The sequence below is a fragment of the Rahnella contaminans genome, assembly GCF_011065485.1.
GTDB lineage: Bacteria > Pseudomonadota > Gammaproteobacteria > Enterobacterales > Enterobacteriaceae > Rahnella > Rahnella contaminans.
In genome coordinates this window covers 254,308-273,687 of sequence record NZ_JAADJS010000004.1, presented here as the reverse complement: position 1 = coordinate 273,687, position 19,380 = coordinate 254,308, and the positions used below count along the sequence as shown (strand labels likewise).

Annotated in this window: 15 protein-coding genes; 7 read left to right on the top strand and 8 right to left on the bottom strand. The window is 54.1% G+C overall.

The window, feature by feature from the left end:
- Positions 1 to 130 precede the first annotated feature (130 nt).
- From glpG to glpD, 3 genes are all read left to right on the top strand, one after another.
- Positions 131 to 961 carry a rhomboid family intramembrane serine protease GlpG gene (gene glpG, locus GW579_RS18485; RefSeq protein WP_104923687.1) on the top strand — a complete coding sequence of 277 codons (831 nt, stop codon included), beginning with the start codon at positions 131 to 133 and terminating at the stop codon, positions 959 to 961.
- A gap of 9 nt (positions 962 to 970) precedes the next feature.
- On the top strand, positions 971 to 1,729 hold the full coding sequence (locus GW579_RS18480; RefSeq protein ID WP_104923688.1) for a DeoR/GlpR family transcriptional regulator: 759 nt from the start codon (positions 971 to 973) through the stop codon (positions 1,727 to 1,729).
- A gap of 278 nt (positions 1,730 to 2,007) precedes the next feature.
- The gene (glpD, locus tag GW579_RS18475) at positions 2,008 to 3,519 is read left to right on the top strand and encodes a glycerol-3-phosphate dehydrogenase (protein ID WP_152327560.1); all 1,512 of its coding nucleotides are present in this window, start codon (positions 2,008 to 2,010) and stop codon (positions 3,517 to 3,519) included.
- A gap of 61 nt (positions 3,520 to 3,580) precedes the next feature.
- Here the strand turns inward: glpD and glgP are convergent, their stop codons facing one another.
- The 6 genes from glgP to asd all read right to left on the bottom strand — a co-directional run bounded on the left by glgP (position 3,581) and on the right by asd (position 14,574).
- Positions 3,581 to 6,028: a glycogen phosphorylase gene (glgP, locus tag GW579_RS18470; protein ID WP_152327561.1), complete on the bottom strand. Its 2,448-nt coding sequence runs from the start codon at positions 6,026 to 6,028 to the stop codon at positions 3,581 to 3,583.
- Between the two features lie 38 nt (positions 6,029 to 6,066).
- The gene (gene glgA, locus GW579_RS18465) at positions 6,067 to 7,503 is read right to left on the bottom strand and encodes a glycogen synthase GlgA (RefSeq protein WP_152327562.1); all 1,437 of its coding nucleotides are present in this window, start codon (positions 7,501 to 7,503) and stop codon (positions 6,067 to 6,069) included.
- A gap of 72 nt (positions 7,504 to 7,575) precedes the next feature.
- Positions 7,576 to 8,853 (bottom strand): glucose-1-phosphate adenylyltransferase, encoded by a 1,278-nt coding sequence (glgC, locus tag GW579_RS18460; RefSeq protein WP_165060942.1) that lies wholly within the window; start codon positions 8,851 to 8,853, stop codon positions 7,576 to 7,578.
- Between the two features lie 23 nt (positions 8,854 to 8,876).
- Positions 8,877 to 10,895, bottom strand: a complete 2,019-nt coding sequence (glgX, locus tag GW579_RS18455; RefSeq protein WP_165060939.1) for a glycogen debranching protein GlgX — start codon at positions 10,893 to 10,895, stop codon at positions 8,877 to 8,879.
- Positions 10,895 to 13,081, bottom strand: a complete 2,187-nt coding sequence (glgB, locus tag GW579_RS18450) for a 1,4-alpha-glucan branching enzyme (RefSeq protein WP_165060936.1) — start codon at positions 13,079 to 13,081, stop codon at positions 10,895 to 10,897. The genes glgX and glgB overlap by 1 nt, the downstream gene beginning before the upstream one ends.
- Positions 13,082 to 13,470: 389 nt before the next feature.
- A complete protein-coding gene (asd, locus tag GW579_RS18445; protein ID WP_120132887.1) occupies positions 13,471 to 14,574 on the bottom strand; it encodes an aspartate-semialdehyde dehydrogenase in 1,104 nt (367 codons plus the stop codon).
- Between the two features lie 227 nt (positions 14,575 to 14,801).
- Here asd and GW579_RS18440 point away from each other — a divergent pair, with 227 nt between their 5' ends.
- From GW579_RS18440 to nadS, 3 genes are all read left to right on the top strand, one after another.
- Positions 14,802 to 15,395, top strand: coding sequence for a YhgN family NAAT transporter (locus GW579_RS18440; RefSeq protein WP_152327566.1), 594 nt, complete (start codon positions 14,802 to 14,804; stop codon positions 15,393 to 15,395).
- Between the two features lie 127 nt (positions 15,396 to 15,522).
- Positions 15,523 to 15,846: an addiction module toxin RelE gene (locus GW579_RS18435; protein WP_152327624.1), complete on the top strand. Its 324-nt coding sequence runs from the start codon at positions 15,523 to 15,525 to the stop codon at positions 15,844 to 15,846.
- 15 nt (positions 15,847 to 15,861) lie between these two features.
- Entirely contained in the window at positions 15,862 to 16,152 is a 291-nt protein-coding gene (gene nadS / locus GW579_RS18430; RefSeq protein ID WP_129637682.1) for a NadS family protein, read from the top strand.
- A gap of 57 nt (positions 16,153 to 16,209) precedes the next feature.
- Here nadS and gntT read toward each other — a convergent pair whose 3' ends face one another.
- Positions 16,210 to 17,526 (bottom strand): gluconate transporter, encoded by a 1,317-nt coding sequence (gntT, locus tag GW579_RS18425; RefSeq protein WP_152327567.1) that lies wholly within the window; start codon positions 17,524 to 17,526, stop codon positions 16,210 to 16,212.
- A gap of 246 nt (positions 17,527 to 17,772) precedes the next feature.
- Between gntT and GW579_RS18420 the strand changes: the two genes are divergently transcribed.
- Complete coding sequence (locus GW579_RS18420) at positions 17,773 to 18,288, top strand: gluconokinase (protein WP_152327568.1); 516 nt, start codon at positions 17,773 to 17,775, stop codon at positions 18,286 to 18,288.
- 39 nt (positions 18,289 to 18,327) lie between these two features.
- On the opposite strand, the gene gntR is transcribed toward GW579_RS18420, so the two are convergent.
- The gene (gene gntR, locus GW579_RS18415; protein ID WP_152327569.1) at positions 18,328 to 19,323 is read right to left on the bottom strand and encodes a gluconate operon transcriptional repressor GntR; all 996 of its coding nucleotides are present in this window, start codon (positions 19,321 to 19,323) and stop codon (positions 18,328 to 18,330) included.
- Positions 19,324 to 19,380: the final 57 nt, after the last annotated feature.

Here is a 19,380-nt window from a genome sequence, read left to right as displayed (position 1 = left end):
GACGCTGCATCCGTAATTTCCCCTTCCCGCCCCGACTGACGTTATAATCGACTTCCCCCACGCTGGCAGATAAGGTATTGCCCTAAAATGACGGCAACAAATCAAACAATTAGGGAAATCACTTAACGCTATGGTGCGCATTCTTAACCTGAACAACCCTCGCCTCGCTCAGGCTTTTGTCGATTACATGGCGACGCAGGGTTTCACGCTGACGATTAAACACGAAAGTCAGGAAGTCCAGCTCTGGCTGGAAGACGAATCGCGTCTGGAAGAGGCAGAGAAGCAGGTCGCGCTGTTTGTTCGTGACCCGCTGCACCCTCGTTATCAGGCCGCCAGCTGGCAAACCGGCAAGGCGCAGCCGGGTTTGCGGATGTCGCATACCCCCTTTATGAAAACGCTGCGCAGCCGTGCGGGCCCGCTGACGATCGGCATGATTGTGCTGTGTATCGCCGTCTATATTCTTCAGCAAATGGTCGGTTTTGAGCAGGTCATGAACTGGCTGGCTTGGCCGGACAGTTCGCGGTATTTGCAGGTCTGGCGCTGGTTTACACCTGCGCTGATGAATTTTTCCTTATTTTCATTGCTCATCAATCTGGTCTGGTGGTGGTATATGGCCAGCCAGATTGAACAGCATCTTGGCAGCGGAAAATTATTCACCGTCACGCTGATCGCGGCGCTGATCAGCGGCTGGGGCCAGTCGATGGTCAACGGTTCCTGGTTCGGCGGTTTGTCCGGCGTGGTCTACGCTCTGATGGGTTATGTCTGGCTGACCGGCGTGTTGAAACCTGAAAGCCGGTTGTACGTTCCCGGCGGATTACTGGCTATTTCGCTGATCTTCATGTTCATCGGCTATGCCACAGGCGGTGCAGCGGTGGCTAATGCCGCCCACACATTTGGCCTGGGTCTGGGTCTGGTGATGGCATTTGTTGATACGCGCTTACCGCGCAAAAAACGCAAGTAGGGGATTTGGGTGAAACAAACACAACGCCATGACGCGATTATCGAGTTAGTTCGCCAGCAGGGTTATGTCAGCACCGAAGAACTGGTCGATCATTTCGCGGTCAGCCCGCAAACCATCCGGCGCGATCTCAATGACCTGGCCGAGCAGAATAAAATCCACCGCCATCATGGCGGTGCGGCGCTGCCATCGAGTTCGGTCAATGCAGCCTATAACGACCGTAAAGTGATGTGGTCAGAAGCGAAAGCGCGTATTGCTCAACGCGTCGCGGGGCAGATCCCGGACGGTTCAACGCTGTTTATCGATATCGGCACCACGCCGGAAGCGGTAGCGTACGCACTGCTCAATCATAAAGATCTGCGGATTGTAACCAACAACCTGAACGTGGCGACGCTGTTCAGTGCCAAAGACGATTGCCGCCTGTTCCTCGCCGGTGGCGAAGTCCGCGCCCGCGACGGCGGGGTGATGGGGGAAGCGACGCTCGATTTTATCTCCCAGTTCCGCCTCGATTACGGCATTCTCGGCATCAGCGGCATTGATATGGACGGCTCATTGCTCGAATTCGACTATCACGAAGCGCGAACCAAGCGTGCGATTATCGAAAACTCCCGCTGCGTAATGCTGGTGACTGACCATTCCAAGTTTGGCCGTAACGCAATGGTTAACCTAGGTAAAATGGATTTGATTCACTATCTGTTTACCGACAAACAGCCGCCGGAGAGCGTGAAGCAAATCATCGATAAGTACGACGTACACCTCGAGCTTTGCTGATTTCCGGCTCTTTCAGGGAGCGTCGCCCGGGCGCTCCTGCTTTATCTCCCTTCCCCGCTTCTGCTTAAAACGAACAATTTCGAAAAATTCCACGCGTTGTTGCGTTCGGTTTTGTCCCCTGCCCACCGTTTTGCTCGTTACTGACACAAAAATGTTACCTCCATCACGCATAATTGTTTTTATTTGGTTAACTCTTGGCTTGTTTGTCGAATCTCGATTACAATCGTGAGCGAAAACGAACATAAAAGAGCTATTGCGAACATCTGGAGGAAGATGACGTGGAAACCAAAGACTTGATCGTAATTGGTGGCGGTATTAATGGTACCGGCATCGCAGTAGATGCAGCTGGCCGCGGGCTGTCTGTTCTGCTGCTTGAAGCGCAAGACTTGGCCTGCGCGACCTCTTCGGCCAGTTCTAAACTGATCCACGGTGGCCTGCGTTACCTGGAACACTACGAATTCCGTCTGGTCAGCGAAGCGCTGGCTGAACGTGAAGTGCTGTTAAAAATGGCACCGCATATTGCCTTCCCGATGCGTTTCCGTTTACCGCATCAGCCGCATTTGCGTCCGGCCTGGATGATCCGCGCCGGTCTGTTCCTGTACGACCACCTGGGTAAACGTACCAGCCTGCCCGCCAGTAAAGGTCTGAAATTCGGCAGCGAATCGGTACTGAAACCAGAACTGACCAAAGGTTTTGAATACTCAGACTGCTGGGTTGACGATGCGCGCTTAGTCGTCGTCAACGCGCAGGAAGTGGAAGAACGCGGCGGCGAAGTGCGTACCCGCACCCGCGTGACCCGCGCATGGCGTGAAGACGGTTTGTGGATGGTGGAAGCCGAAGATATCGATACCGGCAAAACCTTCACCTGGCGCGCCAAAGGGCTGGTGAATGCGACCGGTCCATGGGTCAAACATTTCTTCGACGACGGCCTGAAACTGAAGTCGCCTTACGGCATCCGTCTGATCAAAGGCAGCCATATTGTGGTGCCACGCGCGCACAATCAGCCGCAGGCGTACATTCTGCAAAACGAAGACCACCGTATTGTGTTCGTGATCCCGTGGATGGATGAGTTCTCGATCATCGGTACCACCGACGTGGAATATCACGGTGATCCGAAAGACGTGAAAATCGATGACAAAGAAGTCGGTTATCTGCTGAAAGTGTATAACGACCACTTTAAAAAGCAGCTGACCACGGAAGATATCGTCTGGACTTACTCCGGTGTACGTCCGCTGTGCGACGATGAGTCAGATTCTCCGCAGGCGGTAACCCGAGATTACACGCTGGATGTTCACGATCAGGATGGCAAAGCGCCGTTGCTTTCGGTGTTTGGCGGTAAGCTGACCACCTACCGTAAACTGGCCGAGCACGCGCTGGAAAAACTGGTGAAGTATTATCCGAAAGCCGGCCCGGCCTGGACGAAAACGGCCGTTCTGCCTGGTGGGAAGCTGAATGGTGACCGCGATACGTACAGCGCGAATCTGCGCAGCCGCTTCAAATGGTTGCCGGAATCACTGGCCCGCCGTTATGCGCGCACCTACGGCAGCCAGACGGAACTGTTCCTGAATGACGCAACCGGCATCGAATCGCTGGGCGAAGATTTCGGTCACGGTTTATATGAAGCCGAGTTGCGTTATCTGGTTGAAAAAGAGTGGGTTTCACAGCTCGATGATGCCATCTGGCGTCGTACCAAACTCGGCATGTGGCTGGATAAAGCGCAGCAACAGCGCGTCGCCGAATGGCTGGAAACGCACAAACAGCAGAAGAAACATTTGTCACTGGCGTCCTGATTTAGTTAGCTCCTCCCCCTGCGAAGGGGGAGGAGCTGAAAATCCTACCTTTATTCGCGCTCTACAATTTCACCGGTTTTATATTCCAGATCTCATCCGCGTATTCCTGAATCGTGCGGTCAGACGAGAAATAGCCCATGTTGGCGATGTTGTGCAGCGTGCGCCGCGTCCACTCTTCCGGCAGTTTATACAGCTCATCGACTTTATCCTGCGTATCGACATAACTGCGGTAATCCGCCAGCACCTGATAATGATCGCCGAGATTGACCAGCGTATCGAACAGATTGGTGTAGCGCTTCGGTTCGGTCGGGCTGAAGACGCCGGTCGCGATTTGCGTCAGTACCTGATGCAGCTCGGCGTCCTGTTCAAAGTAGGTATGCGGGTTGTAGCCTTTTTGTCGCAGTTCTTCGACTTGTGGTGTGGTATTGCCGAAGATGAAGATATTTTCCTCTCCAACGTGTTCGAGCATTTCGACGTTCGCACCGTCCAGCGTGCCAATCGTCAGCGCGCCGTTTAACGCGAATTTCATGTTACTGGTTCCCGATGCTTCGGTACCCGCCAGCGAGATCTGCTCGGAAAGATCGGCCGCCGGAATGATCAGCTGCGCCAGACTGACGCTGTAGTTAGGAATAAACACGATCTTCAGTTTATTGCCGACACGCGGATCGTTGTTGATCACTGACGCGACATCGTTGATCAGCCGGATAATCTGCTTCGCCGCGTAATACGCCGACGCCGCTTTACCGGCAAAAATCACCGTGCGTGGTACCCAGTCAGCGTCCGGTTCTTCAAGAATTCGGTTGTAACGCGTGATGACGTGCAGCACGTTCATCAGCTGACGTTTGTATTCGTGGATACGTTTGATCTGCACGTCGAACAGACTTTTCGGATCCACCACAATATTCAGTTTCTGGGCGATAAAGAGCGCCAGTTTTTTCTTATTATCCAGCTTGGCCTTGCGGATCGCCTGAAGGAAACTCAGATAATCCAGATTTTGCTTCAGCTCCGCCAGCTGGCTGAGATCAGAGCGCCAGGTCTGGCCGATAGCGTCATCGAGCACCGCAGAAAGCGGTTTGTTGGCCAGCGCCAGCCAGCGGCGTGGCGTAACCCCGTTAGTTTTATTGCAGAAACGGTCAGGATAAATGTGCGCAAAGTCCGCAAACAACGACTGCACCATCAGGTCGGAATGCAGCGCAGAAACGCCGTTCACTTTATGGCTGGCAATCACTGCCAGCCACGCCATCCGGACTTTACGGCCGTTACCTTCATCGATAATAGAAACGCGGGACAGCAGACCGTTATCGTTGGGGATCTGTTCCGCGACTTCTTTAAGGAAGTGATCATTAATCTGGAAAATAATCTCAAGATGACGCGGCAGGATCTTGCCGATCATATCCACCGGCCAGGTTTCCAGCGCTTCGCTCATCAGCGTGTGGTTGGTGTACGAAAACACCCGACACACGGTTTCCCACGCGTCTTTCCACTCGAATTTATGCTCGTCAATCAGCAACCGCATCAGCTCAGGAATCGACAGCACCGGGTGCGTGTCGTTGAGGTGAATGGCAATTTTGTCGGCCAGATTATCGTAAGTATGGTGCGTGGTGTAATGGCGGTTGAGGATGTCCTGCACGGTCGCCGACACCAGGAAATATTCCTGGCGCAGACGCAGTTCGCGCCCTGAATAGGTCGAGTCATCGGGATACAGAACCCGCGATACGTTCTCGGAATGGTTTTTATCTTCCACTGCCGCAAAGTAATCACCCTGGTTAAATTTACCCAGATTGATTTCGTTACTGGCCTGCGCACCCCACAACCGGAGCGTGTTGGTGGCGTCGGTATCGTAGCCGGGAATCACCTGATCGTAGGCGCAGGCAATAACTTCTTCGGTTTCCAGCCAGCGGGTTTTCACGCCCTCATGCTGCACGCGACCACCAAAACGCACTTTATAACGGGTGTTGTAGCGCTGGAATTCCCACGGATTACCGTATTCCAGCCAGTAATCCGGTGATTCTTTTTGCTCCCCGTTTACGATGTTTTGCGCGAACATTCCGTATTCATAACGGATGCCGTAACCGCGCCCCGGCAACGCCAGCGTAGCCAGCGAATCGAGGAAACACGCTGCAAGACGCCCCAGACCGCCGTTGCCCAAACCGGGGTCATTCTCTTCGCCGATCAGTTCTTCGAGGTCAAAACCCATTTCATCGAGCGCACTTTTGAGATCGTCATAAATACCCATCGCCAGCAGCGCGTTAGAGAGAGTCCGTCCAATCAAAAACTCCATCGACAGATAATAAACCTGCCGTACGTCCTGTGAGGTTTGCGCCCGGTTGGAGCGCAGCCAGCGTTCCACCATACGATCGCGCACCGCAAACAAGGTGGCATTCAGCCAGTCATGTTGCGTCGCAATGGACGGATCTTTGCCGATGATAAACATCAATTTATAGGCAATAGAATGTTTCAGCGCTTCGACACTGACTGTCGGCGAGTTGTAATTAAACGGTGAAGTCATAACGTTACATTCCCGATCTGGTTAGCTATGTTCAGGGTTCAGGACAACAGACGGTTGTACAGCGTGAGATACTCCTGCGCTGCCACCTTCCAGCCGAAATCAATACCCATGGCGTGTTGCTGGACGTGTCGCCAGTGCTTAGGACGGCTCCACAAAACAAAGGCCCGGCGGATCGCATTTCCCAGCGATTTCCCCGTTGCTTCTTCAAAGACAAAACCACTGGCTGTTCCGTCGGCCAGATTTTCCAGCGCACAATCCACGACCGTATCCGCCAGCCCGCCTGTCCGGCGCACCAGCGGCAACGTGCCGTATTTCAGTCCGTAAAGTTGGGTTAATCCGCACGGCTCAAACCGGCTCGGCACCATGATGACGTCGGCACCGCCGATAATGCGGTGGGAAAAGGCTTCGTGATAACCGAGCTGCACGCCGACCTGCCCCGGATTATCCGCCGCGGCGGCCAGAAACGCCTGTTGCAATACGGCATCGCCTGCACCCAGCAGCGCCAGCTGGCCGCCACGTTCGAGTAAATCGGGCAACGCTTCCAGCACCAGATCCAGCCCTTTCTGGCTGGTCAGACGGCTGACGACGGCAAAAACCAGCCGCGAATCATCCACATCCAGACCCATCGCCCGTTGCAGATAGGCTTTATTGATGGCTTTGGAACGTAAATCGTCGGCGTCATAACGGGCAGAAAGCAGCACGTCATCGCGCGGCTGCCAGATAGCGTCATCAACGCCGTTGAGAATACCGGTCAGACGCCCCTGTATTTCGAGTTCCTGCAACAGGGATTCCATGCCGTAACCAAATTCCGGACGCGTGATTTCTTTGGCGTACGTCGGGCTGACGGTCGTCACGTGATCGGAGTAATACAGCCCGGCTTTCAGGTAAGAAATCTGGCCGTAAAACTCCAGCCCGTGCATCTGGAAGAATTCACGCGGGAGGTAAAGCTCATCGATATGATGCGCGCCAAACAGCCCCTGAAATGCCAGGTTATGTACGGTGAAAACGGTGCGCACCGGCGCGTTGCGGGCGCGGATATACGCCGACGCCAGCCCGGCGTGCCAGTCGTGAGAATGCACAATATTCGGCTGCCAGTGCGGGTCAAAACCCAGCGCCAGTTCGCACGCCATCCAGCTCAGCAAGGCAAAACGCAGATGGTTATCCGGATAAGCGAAAGATGATTGATCGTGATAAGGGCTGCCGGGTCGGTCGTACAAACCGGGCACATCAATGATGTAAATGCCCACGCCGTCAAAGTAGCCCAGTGAAAGGGTGACATGCCCGGCGAAGGTCGCCAGCGTGCCGATGACCTTCGTCTCCCCCAGCCCTTTTTTGATATCGGGGAAAGCCGGAATGAGCACGCGGACGTCAGCGCCTTCCGCAATCTGAGCGGCGGGCAATGCCCCCGCAACATCCGCAAGGCCGCCCGTTTTTAACAGCGGAAACAGCTCGGAACAAACATGTAAAACCTGCATTCGCGCTCCTGATTATCCCGGTCATCCCGGCCTTCACCGGGATGACGAAAAATACTGCTCTCTAACGTGTCTTTATAGTTTCGCCAGCATCGCGCGCGTCACCAGTACAACGCCATCTTCCGAACGGTAAAAACGACGGCTGTCTTCATCGGCATTCTCACCAATCACCATGCCTTCCGGGATCTGGCAGGCGCGGTCAATCACACATTTGCGTAAACGGCAGGAACGACCCACATTCACATCCGGCAAAATAATCGTCGAATCAATATTGCAGAAAGAGTTGATGCGCACCCGCGGGAACAGCACGGAATGCACCACCACCGAGCCTGAAACAATAACGCCACCGGCCACCAGCGAGTTCATGGTCATACCGTGACTGCCCGACCGGTCTTGCACAAATTTGGCGGGCGGCAGCGGTTCCATGTGTGTACGGATGGGCCAGTTGCGGTCATACATATCCAGTTCCGGCGTCACCGATGCCAGATCCAGATTCGCGCGCCAGTAGGCGTCAAGCGTCCCCACATCCCGCCAGTACGGCGGCAATTCGTCGTTTTGCGTCACACAGGACAGGCCAAACGGATGTGCGCGCGCTACCCCCTGACGGGTCAGTTTCGGGATCAGGTCTTTGCCGAAATCATGGCTGGATTCCTCACTCGCCATGTCTTCTTCGAGCATGCGGAAAAGATAGTCTGCATTAAAAATGTAGATGCCCATGCTCGCCAGCGCCATGTCCGGATTGCCCGGCATCGGCGGCGGATCTTTAGGTTTCTCGACGAAACGGGTGATCTGATAATCCTCCGTCACGCCCATCACGCCAAATTCACTGGCTTCGGAAATCGGCACTTCGAGGCAGGCGACGGTACATTCTCCGCCTTTCTGTACGTGGTCGATGAGCATCCGCGAGTAGTCCATTTTATAGATATGATCCCCGGCCAGAATCACGACAAACTCGGCGTTATAGCGACGGATAATATCCAGATTCTGATACACCGCATCGGCGGTGCCTTTGTACCAGTGTTCGGTGCTGTGGCGTTGCTGCGCCGGCAGTAAATCCACAAACTCGTTCATTTCTTCATTGAGGAAAGACCAGCCTCGCTGGATGTGCTGAACCAGCGTATGTGACTGATATTGTGTGATCACGCCGATGCGGCGGATCCCTGAATTCAGGCAATTCGACAGGGCAAAATCAATGATGCGGAATTTCCCGCCAAAGTGAACGGCGGGCTTTGCCCGGGTAGAGGTCAAATCTTTCAGTCTTGAACCCCGTCCCCCGGCCAGAATCAACGCCACGGATTTCAGCGGCAATTGTCGCGCCAGCATGACCGGGTCCCGATTATCTAATGTCGCCATATCTGACTCCTTCGTTTTTATAGTTACCGGCTCTGTGGAGTAAAATCTTGTAGGACACAGAGGGTTTTTGCTGCTGCCCGCCATTGCGAGCCTTCCGTGACGCGCCGGGGTTCCTCATCAAAAAGCACGCTGTTAAACGGCGCAACCGGCTGCCAGTTCCCCGGCGGCAGATGCAGTTCAACCTCATGCAGTGAGGCATTCACGATCAACAACCAGCGCCGCGACAGGCAGATTTGCAGCCATTGCTGCGGCCCCTGCTCCCAGTCGCCGGTACTCATTGGTTGCCCCTGTTGATTCAGCCATTGCACATCTTCGCTGCCTTCCTGCCACCAGCGGTTTTGCGTCAGTGCCGGGATTTTCCGGCGCAACGCAATCAGCGCAGAGGTATAGGCCATCAGGCTTTCATCGGCGTTTTCCCAGTCGAGCCAGGTCAGCGGATTGTCCTGGCAATAGGCGTTGTTGTTTCCCTGCTGGCTGTTGCCCTGCTCGTCACCGGCCAGCAACATCGGCGTGCCCTGTGACATAAACAGCGTCGCCAGCAATGCCCGCTGGCTGAGACGGCGTTGTCGCAATACGTCGGCAGATGCCTCCAGCCCTTCCTCGCCGTGGTTTTGGCTGAAATTTTCGTTATGGCCGTCGCGGTTTTCCTCCCCGTTAGCCTGGTTATGTTTCTGGTTAAAACTCACTAAATCGCGCAGCGTAAAACCGTCGTGCGCAGTCAGCATGTTGATGCTGGCGTAAGGTTCGCGCTGCGCGGGATTGAATGTGTCCGCCGACGCCGCGATACGCCCGGCAAACTGCCCGATGGAGATATCGCCGTGCAGCCAGAACTGGCGCATTTCATCGCGCCAGATGTCGCTCCATTCGGCGAAAGGTGCCGGAAACTTCCCGAGCTGATAGCCGCCGGTGCCGATGTCCCAGGGCTCAGCAATCAGTTTGATGTTTGAAAGGACAGCATCCTGCTTAATCGCCTCGAAAAGCGGCGATTGCGCGGTGAACTCCGGCGTTCTGCCGAGAAGTGTCGCCAGATCAAAACGGAAACCGTCAACGTGACATTCGCGTACCCAGTAATGCAGGCAATCGAGCGTCCAGGCGATCACTTCGTCATTTGTCAGGCGCATCGCGTTGCCGCAGCCGGTCATGTTGTTGTCCGAGCCATCGTCGTTGAGCCAGTACCAGCTGGCATTGTCGATTCCGCGAAACGAAATAAACGGCCCGTCGATATCCAGCTCCGCACTGTGGTTGAATACCACGTCGAGGATCACTTCTATGCCCGCCTGATGCAGCGCTTTCACCGCGGATTTGAATTCGCTCAGCGCCGACACGCCGCCCAGCCCGCTGGCATAACTTTGTTCAACCGCACAAGGCGCCAGCACGTTATAGCCCCAGTAATTGCTCAGGCCGAGACGTTGCAGACGCGGTTCGTCGGCATGATGCTGAACGGGCAATAATTCAATGGCCGTGACACCCAGATGCTGCAAATATTCGAGCATGACCGGATGCGCCAGCCCGGCGTAAGTACCGCGGATGGCTGCCGGAATACGCGGATGCTGGCGCGTTAGCCCGCGCACATGCGCTTCGTAAATCACAGTTTCGCCCCACGGCGTGGCGGGCGGTTTGTCGTCTTCCCAGTCAAACTTACCGGCGACGACCACCGATTTCGGTGCCACCACGGCGCTGTCCTTATCGTCCGGCGAATCGGTGCCGCCGGTGAACCGCGCGTTATCCAGAAGGACACCGTCAATCGCCCGCGCGCTGGGGTCAATCAGCACTTTTTTCGGGTTAAAGCGGTGGCCGTTTTGCGGGTCAAAAGGCCCGTAAACGCGGTAACCGTAACGCAGCCCGGCTTTCGCTTCGGGCAAAAAACCGTGCCACAAATTGCCGGTCCGGCCCGGTAAAGGCAGATGCTGCTCGCTGCCGGTCTCATCAAAAAGACATAACTCCACTTTTTCCGCATGCGCGGAGTACAGGCAAAAATTCACGCCGTTATCTCTGAGATGTGCGCCAAATGGCGCGGCCTGACCGGTTTCGAGCTGTTTCATTACGCCTCTTCTCTTCGCAAATAGACGGTCGCCAGCGGCGGAATGGTGATGCTGATCGAATGCTCACGCTGATGATGGCCGATGTTTTCACTGTAAACGTCACCGCAGTTCCCGACGTTGCTGCCACGGTAGAAGTGCGAATCAGTATTGAGAATTTCGTGATAACGCCCCGGACGGGTGATGCCAATCCGGTAGTGTTCCCGCGGCACCGGCGTAAAGTTGCTGATAACAATCACTTCGCCGCCGTTTTCATCGCGGCGCGCAAAGGCAAAAATGGAGTTCTCATGGTCGTCAACCACCAGCCATTCGAAGCCGCGCGGGTTGTAATCGAGCTCATACAGCGGCGCGTTAGCCTGATAGGTCAGATTTAAATCACGCACCAGATGCTGAACGCCGCTGTGCCAGCCGGCCGGGTCATCCAGCAGATGCCAGTCGAGGCTGGCGTCGAAATTCCACTCACGCCCCTGTGCAAATTCACCGCCCATGAACAGCAATTTTTTGCCCGGATGCGCCCACATGAAACCGTAATACGCGCGCAGGTTGGCGAACTTTTGCCAGGTATCGCCGGGCATTCTGTCGAGCAGGGATTTTTTGCCATGAACCACTTCATCATGCGAAAGCGGCAGAATGAAATTCTCGCTGTAGGCGTAAAGCACGCCGAACGTCATGAGATTGTGGTGGTATTTGCGGTGAACCGGATCCAGCTGCATGTACTGGAGCGAATCGTGCATCCAGCCGAGATTCCATTTGTAATGGAAGCCCAGCCCGTTGGCATCCGGCGGCATGGTGACGCCGGGATAATCCGTCGATTCTTCCGCTAACGTCACCGCGCCACCCAGTTCGCGCCCGATGGTCTGGTTGGTATATTTCAGGAAGGCAATCGCCTCGAGATTTTCGCGGCCACCATAATAGTTCGGGATCCACTCTCCGGCTTTGCGGCTGTAATCACGGTAAATCATGGAGGCCACGGCATCAACGCGAAGGCCGTCAATGCCAAAGCGCTCAATCCAGTAAAAACCATTCCCCGCCAGATAGTTACGTACTTCGTGGCGGCCATAGTTATAAATCAGCGTATTCCAGTCCTGATGATAGCCTTCGCGCGGGTCGGCATATTCATACAGCGCGGTGCCGTCGAACTGCGCCAGTCCGTAGGCATCGCTTGGGAAATGCCCCGGCACCCAGTCGAGGATCACGTTCAGACCAGCGTCGTGCGCGGCATCAACGAAGGCTTTGAAATCCATCGGCGTGCCGAAACGACGGGTCGGCGCGTACATGCCCAGCGGCTGATAACCCCAGCTGCCGTCAAACGGATGTTCGTTAACCGGCATCAGCTCAATGTGCGTAAAGCCCATCCATTTGGCGTAAGACACCAGCTGTTCCGCCAGCTCGCCGTAGCTCAGCCAGAAGTTATCGTCGGTATGACGTCGCCACGAACCCAGATGAACTTCGTACACCGAAACCGGCTGATTCAGCGCGTTGGCTTTCTTTCTGGTTTCTGAAAACGGTACGACGTCCGGGAGTTTTCGCACGCAGGACGCGGTGTCCGGGCGCATCTGGGCTTCAAATGCGTAAGGATCGGCGCGCAGGGTAATATTGCCGCGACAGTCGATAATTTCGAATTTATACAGCTGACCTTCGTGAACGGCCGGAATAAACAGCTCCCAGATGCCGTTTTCACGACGCTGACGCATCGGATGGCGGCGACCGTCCCAGAAATTGAATTCACCGACCACCGAAACGCGTGTCGCGTTCGGTGCCCAGACCGCAAAACTGACGCCATCGACATCGTCGAGCGTTTGCGGATGCGCGCCAAGTTTTTCGTATGGCCGCAGATGTGTCCCCTCCGCCAGCAGCCAGATATCCAGTTCCTGCAACAACGTGCCGAAGCGGTATGGGTCGTCAATCACATGGAGATTCTCGCCCCAGCGCACTTCCAGCTTGTAACGGAAGGCATTTTTACGGCGGGGAATAAGGCCGACAAAAAAACCGCGATCGTCATAACGACGCAGTTCTGCGACCTGTTTACCTTTTTCTACATCAATGACCCAGACCTGATCGGCATCCGGCAACAGCGCACGAACTTCCAGCCCGGCGCTCACGGAATGCATTCCCAAAAGAGAAAAAGGATCAGCGTAATGGCCAGATATAATTTGATTAATGACGTGCTGATCGGGAAGTACAGACATGAATTTCGTCCTATGATTAATTAAATCAATAAATCCAATAAAATCATTCAGGTATTCAATACGAAACGTGATCCCAGTTTGCTCCCCTTTTTCCTGTCACTTTGTGATCTGGCGTGATTTCGTTTTGCCATAAAATGCGCGATGGCGCTTATGTTCACAATTTCCAAATAAGTTTCTGTTTCAGCTTCTCAAAGAGGCAGAGCTCTTCTACTAAGCATAGACAAAGGTTCGGTAAATCAGTGGACAGAAGCCGATGAATTTTTCGCAAAATGAAATTCAGAGGGTTGCGCTGGGAAAATGCGGTTTAACGGTGAAGTGATTGAAGACAGAAATAAAAACGGGACACCGTGCTGGTGTCCCGTTGGGACGAAATCAGGGTAACTATGCCGTTACAGCAAGATGCGCAGCATGCGGCGAAGTGGCTCTGCCGCGCCCCACAGCAACTGGTCACCGACGGTGAACGCAGACAGATATTGCGGGCCCATATTCAGTTTACGCAGACGACCCACCGGCGTATTCATAGTGCCCGTAACTGCCGCTGGCGTCAGTTCACGCATCGACAATTCACGATCATTCGGGATGACACGAACCCAGTCGTTATGCGACGCCAGCATTTGTTCGATTTCTGGAATCGACACGTCTTTTTTGAGTTTGAGCGTGAACGCCTGGCTATGACAACGCAGCGCACCGATACGGACGCACAGGCCATCCACCGGAATGATGCTGGACGTGCCGAGAATTTTGTTGGTTTCCGCCTGGCCTTTCCACTCTTCTTTGGTCTGGCCGTTATCGAGCTGTTTGTCGATCCACGGGATCAGACCGCCCGCCAGCGGAACACCAAAGTTGTCAGTCGGCAGCGTGCCACTGCGGGTCAGCGCCGTCACTTTACGTTCGATATCCAGAATGGCAGAAGCCGGGTTTTCCAGTTCTTTCGCGACGCTATTATGCAGCATGCCCATTTGGGTCAGCAGCTCGCGCATGTGCCGCGCACCGCCGCCGGAAGCGGCCTGATAGGTGGCAACCGACGCCCACTCAATCAGGTCATTGGCGAACAAACCGCCAAGGGACATCAGCATCAGGCTGACAGTACAGTTACCGCCCACAAAGGTTTTGATGCCTTTGTCGATACCCTGATGGATCACCGCGCTGTTGACCGGGTCGAGGATGATTATCGCGTCATCTTCCATTCTCAGAGAGGATGCTGCGTCAATCCAGTAGCCAGACCAACCGATTTCACGCAGCTTCGGGTAGATTTCATTGGTATAATCGCCGCCCTGACAGGTGATGATAATGTCCAGCGCACTCAGTGCGTCCAGATCATAGGCATCCTGCAAGGTACCAGACTGCCCCGTGAAAGAAGGCGCGGCCTGACCGTGCTGAGAGGTGGAGAAGAATACCGGACGGATAGCGTCGAAATCGCGTTCTTCAATCATGCGTTGCATGAGTACAGAACCGACCATTCCACGCCAGCCAACGAAACCTACATTTTTCATAATATCTGTCCTGCCCTGAGGGTGATAACGGCTTAAAAAGCTTAACGCGCGTTTTGCACTACGTTGGCGCCTTTTTATGATGCGCCATGCTCTGTTAACGCGCTGGTCTACCACCTTACAAAATGTACTAAAAGTGGCAAGTGAATTTAATCAATAGTGCCGCCATTAATAGCAGCACAACTTATAACAAGCATTTTTAACCCGAATTTCATCATTCTGAGGTAGTCATGACCGAAATGATTTCAGCAACCATTTTGCTGTTTTTAATTATGGATCCGCTGGGCAACTTACCGATTTTTATGTCGGTGTTAAAACATCTTGATCCGAAACGCCGCCGCGTGGTGCTGATCCGCGAAATGCTGATTGCCCTGATCCTGATGCTGATTTTCCTGTTCGCAGGGGAAAAAATTCTGTCGTTCCTGAATTTGCGCACTGAAACCGTGTCGATTTCCGGCGGCATCATCCTGTTCCTGATTGCCATCAAAATGATTTTCCCGTCGGAAGAGAAAAGCAGCAGCGGTTTACCCGCCGGTGAGGAACCGTTCCTCGTACCGATGGCCATTCCGCTGGTCGCCGGTCCGTCAATTCTCGCCACGCTGATGTTGCTTTCGCATCAGTACCCGAATCAGATGAGCCACTTAACGCTGGCGTTATTTATCGCCTGGGGCATGTCGATGGCTATCCTGCTACTGTCGAACGTTTTCCTGAAACTGCTCGGCGACAAAGGCGTCAGCGCCCTTGAACGTCTGATGGGCCTGATCCTGGTGATGCTTTCGACGCAGATGTTCCTGGATGGGATCAGGGCGTATTTAAAGATTTAGCGGACAGTCGTGACAAAAAGGCGAGCCACACGGCTCGCCTTTTTCGTTTCTGACGAGAAAAACCTCGCGTTGAACTCTTACCCTGTGAGAGTATTATCCGGCCATCTTGAGTCATGGAATGAGTCATATGGAATATCTGGAGTTTATCGAAACCCCGACTTTTAGCCGCAAATGCAAAGAGCTGCTGACTGAGGAGGAATATCGCCAGTTTCAGGTATACCTCACGCATTATCCCGATGCAGGGGCTTTGATCGTCGGGACGGGCGGTTGCAGAAAAGTCCGCTGGGGTAACCATCGTCGGGGGAAAAGTGCAGGTGTGCGGGCGATTTATTATTACCTGTGCGCTGATGGTCAGATTTACATGCTGCTGGTTTATCCCAAGAGTGAGAAAGATTCTCTGACGGAAAGCGAAAAATCGATTTTGAAAAACATTGTACGAAGTCTGTCGTGACACAGGAGATAGACCATGACGAAAGAATTCTTTGAAGAATTGCGACAATCCGCTGAAGAAATGGTCGCGATCCGTAAAGGTGAGATGGCACCTGCGCATATCACGCGTATTTCCATGCCTGAAGTAAAACAAATTCGCACAAAAGCAGGTGTTAAACAGGATGAGTTCGCCCGGCTGCTTGGTGTTTCTCCCTCGCTGGTGCAGGCATGGGAACAACAAAAGCGTTTGCCAAATGGCGCAGCATTGAAGCTGTTGAAAATGCTGGAACTGAATCCGCAAATTATCCAGACGCTTAAAACAATTTAAAATGATGTAAAAAAGGCGAGCCACACGGCTCGCCTTTTTTATGCTCACAATTTGTCGTCAGACAACCATCGACAGCAACAAGCATCCGCCCAGGCCGCAGAGGGAAATAATGGTTTCCAGCACCGACCAGGATTTGAAGGTTTCGACGATGCTCAGGTTGAAGTACTCCTTGAACAGCCAGAAACCCGGATCGTTGACGTGAGAGAAAATAACGCTGCCGGAACCCACAGCGATAACCATCAGTTCAGGGCTGACGCCGGTAGTCGCAATCAACGGAGCCGCGATACCGCCTGCGGTGATCGCCGCAACGGTTGCGGAACCCAGCGCGAGACGTAAAACGGCGGCAATTGACCAGGCCAGCAGGATCGGTGATAAGTTGCTGCCATCCATCAGGGCTGCAATGTATTTCTCAATACCGCTGTCGACCAGAACCTGCTTGAACGCACCGCCACCGCCGATAATTAACAGCATCATCGCGATGATTTTGATGGAATCGGTCACGGTTGCCATGACGTCTTCCATTTTACGGCCACGGTTCAGGCCGAAGGTGAAAATGGCGATCAACACCGCGATAAGCGTTGCCATCACCGGGTCACCGAAGAATTCAGCGTACGCCAGAACCGGATGGCCTTTTGGCAGGACCATTTCGCAAACGGCGCGGAATGCCATCAAAATCACCGGCACCAGAGAAGTCGCGACGCTTACGCCAAAGCTTGGCATCTCTTCTTCAGTAAAGGTTTTCGGGTTGAACAGACCTTCCGGCACCGGTTTATCGATACCTTTCAGGAAGCGCGCAAACACCGGCCCCGCCAGAATTACCGTTGGCACCGCCAGCAGCGAACCGTACAGCAAGGTTTTGCCCATGTCCGCATGGAAAATGGTCGCGATTGCGGTCGGGCCCGGGTGCGGAGGCAGGAAACCGTGAGTCACGGATAACGCCGCCGCCATCGGCACACCGACGTACAACAGTGGCAAACGCGCAGCCGCGGCAACGGTGAAGACCAGCGGCAGCATCAGCACGAAGCCGACTTCATAGAACAGCGCAAAACCGACGATAAAACCGGTCAGCACGATGGCCCACTGAATGTGCTCACGGCCAAATTTTTCGATAAGCGTCGTCGCGATACGTTGCGCGCCGCCGCAATCCGCCAGCATTTTACCGAGCATGGCCCCGAAGCCCATGATCAGCGCCAGGCTGCCCAGCGTTCCGCCTACCCCGTTTTTAATCGACGTAATAACTTTATCGACCGGCATACCCTGCATAATCCCGACCGCCAGGGCGACCAGGATCAGCGCGATAAAGCCGTTCAGCTTAAATCGGATCATAAGTAACAACAGCAGTGCAACGCCCACCGCTACAATAACTATTGGCATATTCTTCCCCTCATGCGGTCACCGTGGCATCGTGGCCAGACAGGTGACGCATTGTTTTTAATTTTCAACATGTTGTAGGAATTAACAGTGCAACGGGTACAGACCGTGACCGCTAAAACAGCAGTGCATTCCTTTGTGATATTAGTCACATCTCCATTTGTTACCGGTATCATGATACCGGTAACATGCTAATATTAGGACTCACTACGCAGTCGAAATGTTCATTTTGGGATAGAGATCATACTTATGGCAGGACAAAGCATCATTCTGATGGGCGTGTCAGGCAGCGGTAAATCCACCGTCGGCGCGGCACTGGCCCGTGAAATTAACGCAAAATTCATCGACGGTGATGATCTTCATCCCCGCGCGAATATTCAAAAGATGGCCAGCGGTACGCCGCTCAATGACGACGATCGTGCGCCATGGTTATTACGTCTGAATGATGCGGCTTACAGCCTGCGCCATAAAAATGAAACCGGCATTATTGTCTGTTCCGCGTTGAAACGCCGCTACCGCGACGCGCTGCGCAAAGACAACGAAGGCATGGTCTTCATCTACATGAAAGGCAGTTTTGACGTGATTGCCGAGCGCCTGAAAGCGCGCGCCGGGCATTTTATGCCGACGGATTTACTGAGAAGCCAGTTCGATGCGCTCGAAGAACCGGGCGAAGATGAGCCGGATGTCTTGCGCGTAAATATCGATCATAAGTTTGAAGGTGTGGTCGATCGCTGCGTAGCGGCCTTGAAAACATTACAGAAGTAAGACTTTCTCCTCCCCCTGCGAAGGGGGAGGAATTTTAAATCAAATACTTCCGCCTGCCGAGATGGTGAACCCTACATCCACCATCCTCGGAAAGACTTCTTCGCCGCGCAATCTTGCCAGCAGGCGTTCGGCTGAAATCTGCCCCATTCTTTCGCGCGGCGTGAGTACGCTGGCGAGCGGTGGCTCCATCGCCTGCCCCATGTTGTGACCATGGAAACCGGCAATCGCCATTTGTGACGGAATACTCAGCCCCTGACGTAAACATTCAAAGAATGCGCCCGCCGCGAGGTCATCGTTGGTGCAGAAAATACTGTCGATTTGCGGCCAGTCTTTTTGCGCCTGACGCAGTAATTCCGCACCGCCGCTGTAGCTGGATGAACGGCTGGTCATCACGCTGTAAGGCTCCAGCCCGGATTCACGCATCGCCTGCTCGTAACCCTGCTGCTTGATGATCGTACGCTCATCCTGACGCGCGCCGAAATACACCACATGCCGATGCCCGTGCGCGATGATCTGCTGCGTCATCTGCCGCGCGGCTTCGAAGTTGTTAAAACCGACCGCCAGATCCACGCACGGCGAGACGCAGTCCATCATCTCAACTACCGGAATACCGGCCACTTCGATCATTTTCAGCGTACGCGCGGTGTGATGGCGTTCGGACAAAATCAGGCCGTCAATATTGTAAGAAAGCAGTGACGTGAGACGCTGTTCTTCGCGCTCCTGGCTGTAGCCGTAGTGCGCCAGCATGGTCTGATAGCCGTGAATATCCGTGACACTCTCGATGCCACGCAGCACTTCGGCGAACACCTGGTTGGTCAGTGACGGCAATAACACGCCAATGGCGCGACTTTTGGCGTTCGAGAGAATATCCGGGGCGCGGTTTGGGATGTAACCCAGTTCATCGAGCGCAGCCGAAATCTTTTCCTGCAAGGCGCTGGAAACTTGTTCGGGATTGCGCAAATAACGGCTGACCGTCATTTTGGTGATGCCCACTTTGTCGGCAACATCCTGGAGTACGGGCCTTTTTTTCTTCACGTTTTTCAATGAACTGGATTAAGGGGATCAGAGCGTAATGGTAGCAAACAATCGCGC

What these genes read in the sequence shown, in the direction of transcription:
- glgA (WP_152327562.1), bottom strand. Translation starts at nt 7,503, where the DNA reads ATGCAGGTTTTACATGTTTGTTCCGAGCTGTTTCCGCTGTTAAAAACG.
- glgC (WP_165060942.1), bottom strand. Translation starts at nt 8,853, where the DNA reads ATGGCGACATTAGATAATCGGGACCCGGTCATGCTGGCGCGACAATTG.
- glgP (WP_152327561.1), bottom strand. Translation starts at nt 6,028, where the DNA reads ATGACTTCACCGTTTAATTACAACTCGCCGACAGTCAGTGTCGAAGCG.
- GW579_RS18435 (WP_152327624.1), top strand. Translation starts at nt 15,523, where the DNA reads ATGGAATATCTGGAGTTTATCGAAACCCCGACTTTTAGCCGCAAATGC.
- GW579_RS18420 (WP_152327568.1), top strand. Translation starts at nt 17,773, where the DNA reads ATGGCAGGACAAAGCATCATTCTGATGGGCGTGTCAGGCAGCGGTAAA.
- glgX (WP_165060939.1), bottom strand. Translation starts at nt 10,895, where the DNA reads ATGAAACAGCTCGAAACCGGTCAGGCCGCGCCATTTGGCGCACATCTC.
- GW579_RS18440 (WP_152327566.1), top strand. Translation starts at nt 14,802, where the DNA reads ATGACCGAAATGATTTCAGCAACCATTTTGCTGTTTTTAATTATGGAT.
- nadS (WP_129637682.1), top strand. Translation starts at nt 15,862, where the DNA reads ATGACGAAAGAATTCTTTGAAGAATTGCGACAATCCGCTGAAGAAATG.
- glpG (WP_104923687.1), top strand. Translation starts at nt 131, where the DNA reads ATGGTGCGCATTCTTAACCTGAACAACCCTCGCCTCGCTCAGGCTTTT.
- glgB (WP_165060936.1), bottom strand. Translation starts at nt 13,081, where the DNA reads ATGTCTGTACTTCCCGATCAGCACGTCATTAATCAAATTATATCTGGC.
- gntT (WP_152327567.1), bottom strand. Translation starts at nt 17,526, where the DNA reads ATGCCAATAGTTATTGTAGCGGTGGGCGTTGCACTGCTGTTGTTACTT.
- asd (WP_120132887.1), bottom strand. Translation starts at nt 14,574, where the DNA reads ATGAAAAATGTAGGTTTCGTTGGCTGGCGTGGAATGGTCGGTTCTGTA.